This is a genomic window from Sulfitobacter sp., assembly GCF_041552635.1.
Classification (GTDB): Bacteria; Pseudomonadota; Alphaproteobacteria; order Rhodobacterales; family Rhodobacteraceae; genus Sulfitobacter.
The window spans coordinates 1-6998 of the sequence record NZ_JBFEKM010000188.1 but is presented as its reverse complement, the minus strand read 5'-3'; the positions used below and the strand labels follow the sequence as shown (position 1 = coordinate 6998).

General features: G+C 55.0%; 8 protein-coding genes and 1 pseudogene. 2 read left to right on the top strand and 7 right to left on the bottom strand.

What is annotated here, in order from left to right; translation table 11 throughout:
* A pseudogene (locus ABYT07_RS17700) lies at positions 1–100 on the bottom strand (polynucleotide phosphorylase/polyadenylase); the annotation flags it as partial.
* A 251-nt stretch (positions 101–351) separates the two neighbouring features.
* Between ABYT07_RS17700 and ABYT07_RS17695 the strand changes: the two are divergent.
* Both ABYT07_RS17695 and ABYT07_RS17690 read left to right on the top strand, forming a co-directional pair.
* A complete protein-coding gene (locus tag ABYT07_RS17695; RefSeq protein ID WP_372993349.1) occupies positions 352–1575 on the top strand; it encodes a cytochrome P450 in 1224 nt (407 codons plus the stop codon).
* A 101-nt stretch (positions 1576–1676) separates the two neighbouring features.
* Positions 1677–2165, top strand: coding sequence for a hypothetical protein (locus ABYT07_RS17690; RefSeq protein WP_372993348.1), 489 nt, complete (start codon positions 1677–1679; stop codon positions 2163–2165).
* 354 nt (positions 2166–2519) lie between these two features.
* Here the strand turns inward: ABYT07_RS17690 and ABYT07_RS17685 are convergent, their stop codons facing one another.
* The 6 genes from ABYT07_RS17685 to ABYT07_RS17660 all read right to left on the bottom strand — a co-directional run.
* Positions 2520–2936: a VOC family protein gene (locus ABYT07_RS17685; RefSeq protein WP_372993347.1), complete on the bottom strand. Its 417-nt coding sequence runs from the start codon at positions 2934–2936 to the stop codon at positions 2520–2522.
* A 670-nt stretch (positions 2937–3606) separates the two neighbouring features.
* Positions 3607–3876: a 30S ribosomal protein S15 gene (gene rpsO / locus ABYT07_RS17680; protein WP_176248990.1), complete on the bottom strand. Its 270-nt coding sequence runs from the start codon at positions 3874–3876 to the stop codon at positions 3607–3609.
* Positions 3877–4069: 193 nt separating this feature from the next.
* A complete protein-coding gene (locus ABYT07_RS17675) occupies positions 4070–4990 on the bottom strand; it encodes a calcium-binding protein (RefSeq protein ID WP_372993346.1) in 921 nt (306 codons plus the stop codon).
* A gap of 142 nt (positions 4991–5132) precedes the next feature.
* Positions 5133–5642 (bottom strand): DUF1643 domain-containing protein, encoded by a 510-nt coding sequence (locus ABYT07_RS17670; protein WP_372993345.1) that lies wholly within the window; start codon positions 5640–5642, stop codon positions 5133–5135.
* A gap of 2 nt (positions 5643–5644) precedes the next feature.
* On the bottom strand, positions 5645–6556 hold the full coding sequence (gene truB, locus ABYT07_RS17665; RefSeq protein ID WP_372993344.1) for a tRNA pseudouridine(55) synthase TruB: 912 nt from the start codon (positions 6554–6556) through the stop codon (positions 5645–5647).
* Positions 6557–6678: 122 nt separating this feature from the next.
* The coding region (locus ABYT07_RS17660; RefSeq protein ID WP_372993343.1) for a phosphodiester glycosidase family protein at positions 6679–6998 on the bottom strand (320 nt) is incomplete at its 5' end.

Sequence of the window (6998 nt, the reverse complement as noted above, 5' to 3'; positions counted from 1 at the left end):
TCGCGATAACCGAACCGTCTGCCTGACGGGCCACTTTGCCTGTTTCCAGTGTCAGCGTCTCTTCGCCCCACTGCATGGATTTTGTCGTTACATTAAACATCTACGTTTCCTGTTTCGGTCCGCGTTGGACCATTTGCGTAGGGGGCATATTCCCCCTGACTCCGGTATCTTCTTTGTCGGGCGCTGGAGTCCGGGCGCCGGCTTTCAGATTGTGCGGCCATACAGCAGTTTGCGTGCGATGGGAAGAGAAGCGTTGACGCAGCGTTTTGCGATATCCCTTGCTGAACAAGGGTGCTTGGCCTTTGATGGTGGCGCAGGCGGGATCGTTTGCCGGTTTGGGAGGGTCGTAAAATGGAGATGATCGCAGGACATGTGGCGATTTCGCCGCCAAAAGGTGTTCCGGTTTGGGATGTTGATCCCTATTCGGCTGATATTCTGCGCAACCCGACAGCCTATTACGCCGAACTGCGGGCCAAAGGGCCGATTGTCTACATTCCTAAGTATTCTGTGCTGGCTGTCGGGCGATACCCTGAAACAAAGGAGATCTTCTCGGACTGGGGGCGTTTCGTATCCTCCCGCGGTGTGGGCCTTGATGATTTCGCGCATGGTCAATCTTGGCGGCCCAATTCGATTATCCTCGAGGTTGATCCACCTGAACACACCGCAGTGCGCAAAGTGATGATCCGCGCCATGTCGCCCAAGGTTGCGGCTGGCTATAAGCAGATGTTTTTTGACGAGGCTGCGCGCTTGATCGACGATCTTCTGGCACGTGACGGTTTCGATGCGGTGGGCGATTTCGCCGAAACCTTTCCGACGACGGTCTTTCCCAAAGCCGTCGGAATGACCGATGTGAACAAGCGACATCTGGTGGATTACGGGGCGATGGTGTTCAATTCGCTGGGGCCGGACAACGATATTCGCAAGGCGACGATGGTCAAAGCCGCCGAGATTATCCCGTGGATCAACGCGGCCTGTGCGCGTGAAAGGCTGACGGGCGACGGCATGGGGGGCATCTTGTATGCCGCCGCCGACGCGGGCGAAATCACCCACGAAGAGGCCGGTCTGCTGGTGCGGTCGTTCCTGTCGGCGGGGGTTGATACGACGGTTTCCAGCATCGGCAATGCGCTGGTTTGCCTCGCCCAACATCCGGCCGAGTTTGAGAAGCTCAAGGCGGACCCGCCCCTCGCGCGGCCCTGTTTCGAGGAAGTTCTGCGCTACACCTCGCCTGTGCACACGTTTTGCCGCACGGCAACGGCAGATACGCAGGTATCAGGCATCAAGATCGCAGAGCATAGCAAGATTTTGTGCGTGCTGGGGGCGGCGAATATGGATCCGGATAAATGGGGCGATCCCGATGCTTTCCGGATCGATCGCAAACCGTCGGGGCATCTGGCTTTTGGTGTAGGCGTTCACGGCTGCGTCGGCCAAAATATCGCCCGCGCCGAGATGGAAGCGGTACTGACCACCCTTGCCCAAAAAGTTGACCGGATAGAACTGTTGGCTGACCCGGTTTGGCGACCCAACAATGCGATGCACGCGTTGGATCGAATGGAAATCAGGCTTCACGGCAGGTGATTGTGTGCGATGCGCGTCTGGGTTGAAGGCGATTAAAGCCGTTGCCAAACGGCTGCTATCCGCCCAAGATTATTCAACATATTGAAACGGAGATCACGTTGATGAAGCGCACTACACATATATTGATGGTCGGGGCGCTGTGTGCCTCGCCTGTTTTCGCTCAGGAATTGGAAAAATGGGGGGCGTCTGATTTTTGGGACGTGATGATTGACCCGTCATTGGGTGACGGCTGTTTGATCCAATCCGCCTTTACCGACGGGTCAGTCGTGCGCATCGGTTTTGACCGGAACGAAGGCATGGGATATGTCACGGCATTCAATGACGCATGGGGCGATATCGAAGAAGGTGCGATGTATCCGGTGGTTTTTGATTTGGATGGACAGGAATATGAGGCCGAAGCCAAGGGAATGTATCTGAATGGTGTACCCGGCGCTGATATCATGTTCGACGAAGAAGATTTCCTTTTTGACATCGCCGCGAAATATACGATGACGCTTTCCACCGATTCCGGAGAGGTTATGGCGATTGATTTGACAGGCAGTTATCAAGCGCTTGAGGCTGCGATCGAATGCCAAGAAGAAATGGGCTGATCTAAGAGTTGTCCGTTTTCAAAAATATGGGAGCCGCGGTTTTACAGGCTGCGGGTCTTTCTTTTGTGTATCATTTCGTTTTGGTTAGCGCCGACTTTCAGAAGTAAGGCCCGTATTTGCTGGGCAACGTAGAAACGTGGCAAGGCGTGATGGCCGGTTTGATCTTATTTTGGCGATCTTCTGCGAGGCGGCGAATGGCCCCGATCGCGAAAGAGTAAAAACTAACAACAACGGCTTTGGTTTTGAACAAGGAACAAGGTGGGGCCCAACAAGGTAGGTGCGACACACCTCTGAAACGGATGGCGACGCAGCCCCAAGGTCTGGCGTGCGTACAATGCGCTGTTCTCGTCTGAGTTATCCCTCTCGTCCCGGCTCGTCCGGATCGTTGGAGAACAGTGCGATCTTGTTGCCCTGCGGGTCGCGAAGGTAGCCAACAAAAAAATGTGCCCCATACGAAGCGCGAAATCCGGGCCGACCTTCGTCAACGCCGCCAGCCGCAAGCGCTGCCGCGTGAAGGTCACGAACTTGGCTTTGATTGCGCCCCTCGAATGCGATCATAGCACCGTTCCCAGCCGAGGCCGGATGTCCGTCGAAGGTGGGTTTAACATAGAAATCGGGCAGGCTAGGGGACTGACCCGGGCCTACTGGCAGTGCGTAACTTAGTCCCTCAGGGCCCTCTGTCAGTCCATAATTAAGGGCTGGCAGGAACGCAGAATAAAACCGTTTCGCCAGAGCCATGTCATCAGCACCAACGGTTACGTAGGCAATCATGTTGCGTGTTCCTTTCCATAGGCTTGGCTAATGCGCGAAGTTTACTGACTGATCGTAGACCAACGTACAATTCAGCTCAATGACTGCTACGCGAGACGCCGCGTGATCGACCGTCAAGGCATATAACGGCGAACCTTTTGAACAGTCAGTCGTTCGCCGCAAAATCACACCGAAAACGACCGTTTGTTAAACGTCTCCCCAGTGATTTGTCCAACGGGAGGCATCCAACCCCTGATCACGGGCATAGCCGGAATGTGAAGGGATATCCCGCAGTCTGAGCATGAAGTAACCTAAGCGTTTGATCGCGCGACACTTGGGACATTGGCCTTCGGTCTCCAAACGCGGATCAAATGAAAACACCCACCGACTGTTGAGGCAATAACTGCCGCGCGGTAACAGATCAGTCTGTTCATTCGCAAGGAAACCTAAGCGTAATTAGCAGGCAACGACACCAATGGCCGGGTAGGACCTTGCAATATCAGACGCTAGCAGAATGGGTCGCCGAATGTGTTGGAGCAACCCATTGAAATAGAACTTCGCATAGTGGAACTTCACCGTTTGCGGACACCCTCTGCATTCTTGAAGGCCGCTTCCTTTTCAACATCAGCCACGAAAAAAGCCGCACCCTTTCTCAAGGTACGGCTTTCTGAATTCATATAGTCTGAGCTGCTTAGCGGCGCAGACCGAGGCGCTTGATGAGGTCTTGGTAACGGGCGTCATCTTTGCCTTTAACGTAATCCAAAAGCTTCCGGCGTGTCGCAACCATTTTCAAAAGACCACGACGACCGTGGTTGTCTTTTTTGTGGGTTTTGAAGTGCTCGGTCAACGTTGCAATGCGCGAGGACAGAATAGCAACCTGCACTTCGGGCGAACCTGTGTCGCCTTCTTTGGTTGCGAATTCTTTCATGACGCGTGCTTTTTCTTCTAGCGTAATCGACATCGGGGTCTCCTTTTCAAAAAGGTTAAAGTGATGGCACAGGCCGGGATGTCGTCCAGCGCAGGCCCGTGGAGTATCGCCGCTTGATCGGAATCACTAGGCGATGACGGCGTATAGGAAAGTTTGATGTGCTTGGCAAAGGTTTATTGCTTTGCGCCCCCCTGAACACTTGCTGCGGAATGCGGGGTCGAAGCCATTAACGCAAAGCCAACCCCGCCGACAGGGCAGAGCTGAACGGCACGAGCGAAATATCGGCAACTGTCAAATAATCACTACTTTTGACCGAGGCGACAATGACACCGTCCATTGTAATAAAGCTTTCAGTCGGATCGTCGGGGTTCTGATTCAGGCTGACCTCGGGTTCTGCCGTCCCGTCCTGACTGTCGTCCCACACCAGCAAAAGACTGTCATCGTCAGCTTCGAAATCTTCGATGGATGCCATATGGCCTTGTTTGATCCAGTCTCCAACGATGATCCTGTCGGCACCGTCGCCTGCCGTCACGATATCGTCGGCACCAGCAATAATCGTATCATCGCCACCGCCACCGTTGAGGTAGTCCGCTTCATCGCTATCATCGATGCCGCCGATATCCTGATCATCCTCAACGCCATTGATCAGATCGTTGCCCCAGCCGCCAAACAATGAATCCGCACCGCGACCACCGCTGAGAATATCATTGTCGAGCCCGCCCATCAGCACATCGTCGCCGTCGTCACCGTATAATTCATCGTTGCCCGCGGACCCGTTCAGCGAATCGTCCCCCGCGCCGCCGTACAGGATATCGTTATCGTTGTGGCCCGTCAGCGCGTCGTTTTCTGTGCCACCATAGATGCCATCGACGCCATCGTTGCCATGCAGGTCATCCTGCCCCGAGCCGCCGTTCAGGGTATCATTGCCTTCATCCCCATAGGCGTAGTCATTTCCTTGATTGCCGTTGATCAGGTCATCGCCACCATAGCCGTTTATCTGATCATCACCGGTGCTACCTTGGATCACGTCAGCATCGGGCGATCCCGAGATGATCTGCCCGTTAATGCGACCTGTATCATCAACAAGATCATCGTCTTCTTCATCATCTGCGGGCAGATCAATAAAGGCCACTGCCCCGACTGCCATCAATCCCATTAAGCCAGCTAAGAATAACATGACAGAAACCCACCTGCATCGATCCGCGAAACGCGCATCACATCACCAAAAAAAAATGCCCATAGTTGTGCATTCACGTCAAAACCATACGCGCAAGCAGGTTAAGCAAGGGCTAAGGCGTCCAGACCTCGGGCTGCCGGGAATAGGAAATATACAGCGGATGTTTCGGATGGCCGGCAATCGACAGCCCCAAATGGTGCAGGGGCGCGTCCAAGCGACGCAACAATTGTGCGACCTCGGTGCCGCGTCCCAGATGCGCGCCGTGGGTTCCCCAAGCGGCGATAACCACATCTGCCCACGCCACACCCTCGCGCAAAACCTGGTCATTGTCGGGCCCGACGGGATCGTCGGCTTGACGCATCAACTTTGGGTTTGTTTCTCTGAAAGCAAAAATATTTGTTACTTGAAACGCGCCAAATCCCAGGGCACGGGCGCGCCGTTCACACCGTTCAACCGTGGGGTCATTGTCCACCTCGGTCGCTTTTGACGGGTTCAGCATCACGAAAAGCAATCGTTTTCCCGACATCTCCCAAACGCGCGTCAGACTATAGCGATATGTCTCGCAGTCGGAGTAGACGGCTGTCGATGGGGCATCCCCCTTTATATGACTGCGGGTGATCAAGGTTATTGCGGCTGATTGAACACCCGCGACGGGTGCAGTTCGCCTGCCTTATAGCGACCAACCGCAACGGCGCGCCCCTCGTAAGACGCCCATGCCTCGTCGCCATATTCAACGGTTGAGGTGATCACCATCCCGGGGTTGCCGTTGCGCAATCGCGCGGCACCTTCGGCAGTAGCCTTCACCTCGGGCAAGTCTTGCAAGCCTTGCTCAAGCGGGAGCAGATGTGCGTCAAGCGCGTCTGTGCGGGCCATAGCTTCGATCTGGTCCATCGTCAGGCCGTCTTTTGCATCGAAAGGGCCGGACCATACGCGGCGCAGGTCACGGACATGGCCAAGACAGCCCAAAGCCTGCCCCAAGTCGCGCGCAATTGACCGGACATACCCGCCTTTGCCGCACACCATCTCTAGCGTCACATGATCTGCGTCAGGCCTATCGGTCAACAGCAGGCTTTCAACCCAAAGAGGGCGGGCGGCCAGCTCCATCGATTCGCCCTCGCGGGCCAGCTTATAGGCGCGTTGCCCATCAATCTTAACGGCAGAAAACTGCGGTGGGACCTGCTGTATGTCACCAATGAAACTTGCAAGGGCCGCCTTGATCGCGGCATCATCAGGGCGCAGATCGGAAGTCTCCAGCACCTCGCCTTCGGCGTCATCGGTGTTTGTGGAAATGCCAAGCCTTACGGTAAATTCATACGCTTTCAGCGCATCTGTGATGTAGGGAACCGTCTTGGTCGCCTCGCCAAGCGCGATTGCAAGCACGCCAGTCGCATCCGGATCAAGGGTGCCTGCATGGCCTGCCTTGTTCGCATTCAGCGCCCATCGCACCTTGTTTACCACAGTGGTCGAGGTCGGTCCGGCGGGCTTGTCGACCACCAACCATCCTGAAATATCGCGTCCCTTGCGTTTGCGTGCCATGTGTCTGCCTTTGCCTGATTTCGCCCGCGTGTATCAAAGCCTGCCCTGAAATGCCCAGACCCTGTTCTTCCAAATGGAAAAAAATCCTCGCCGAAGGCATAGAAATTCTATGGCGCGACGGTCTATTTTTCGGACACAACACCGATGATCGGCCCAAGCGGGCTGAACCCAAGGTCATTGCGTCCCAATTCGGGGGCCCGCAACCGCGAAACATTTCCATCAAAATAAAGTGCGTTCGGCAGATTTAGCTGGTCGCGGAAATAGACCGCGAAATCGTGGAAATTAATCACGCCATTGGAAATAACAAAGACCGCGCGCTTGCCGTCTGCACTGGTCCCTACGCCATTGCGCACATAGCGCGATGTCCCGTCTTTCAGGAAACGCGGATGCAATTTGCCGTTTATAACCAACATTGGACCGGATTGTGTCGCACTTGTGCAGT

What these genes read in the sequence shown, in the direction of transcription:
- ABYT07_RS17695 (WP_372993349.1), top strand. Translation starts at nt 352, where the DNA reads ATGGAGATGATCGCAGGACATGTGGCGATTTCGCCGCCAAAAGGTGTT.
- ABYT07_RS17690 (WP_372993348.1), top strand. Translation starts at nt 1,677, where the DNA reads ATGAAGCGCACTACACATATATTGATGGTCGGGGCGCTGTGTGCCTCG.
- ABYT07_RS17685 (WP_372993347.1), bottom strand. Translation starts at nt 2,936, where the DNA reads ATGATTGCCTACGTAACCGTTGGTGCTGATGACATGGCTCTGGCGAAA.
- rpsO (WP_176248990.1), bottom strand. Translation starts at nt 3,876, where the DNA reads ATGTCGATTACGCTAGAAGAAAAAGCACGCGTCATGAAAGAATTCGCA.
- ABYT07_RS17675 (WP_372993346.1), bottom strand. Translation starts at nt 4,990, where the DNA reads ATGGCAGTCGGGGCAGTGGCCTTTATTGATCTGCCCGCAGATGATGAA.
- truB (WP_372993344.1), bottom strand. Translation starts at nt 6,556, where the DNA reads ATGGCACGCAAACGCAAGGGACGCGATATTTCAGGATGGTTGGTGGTC.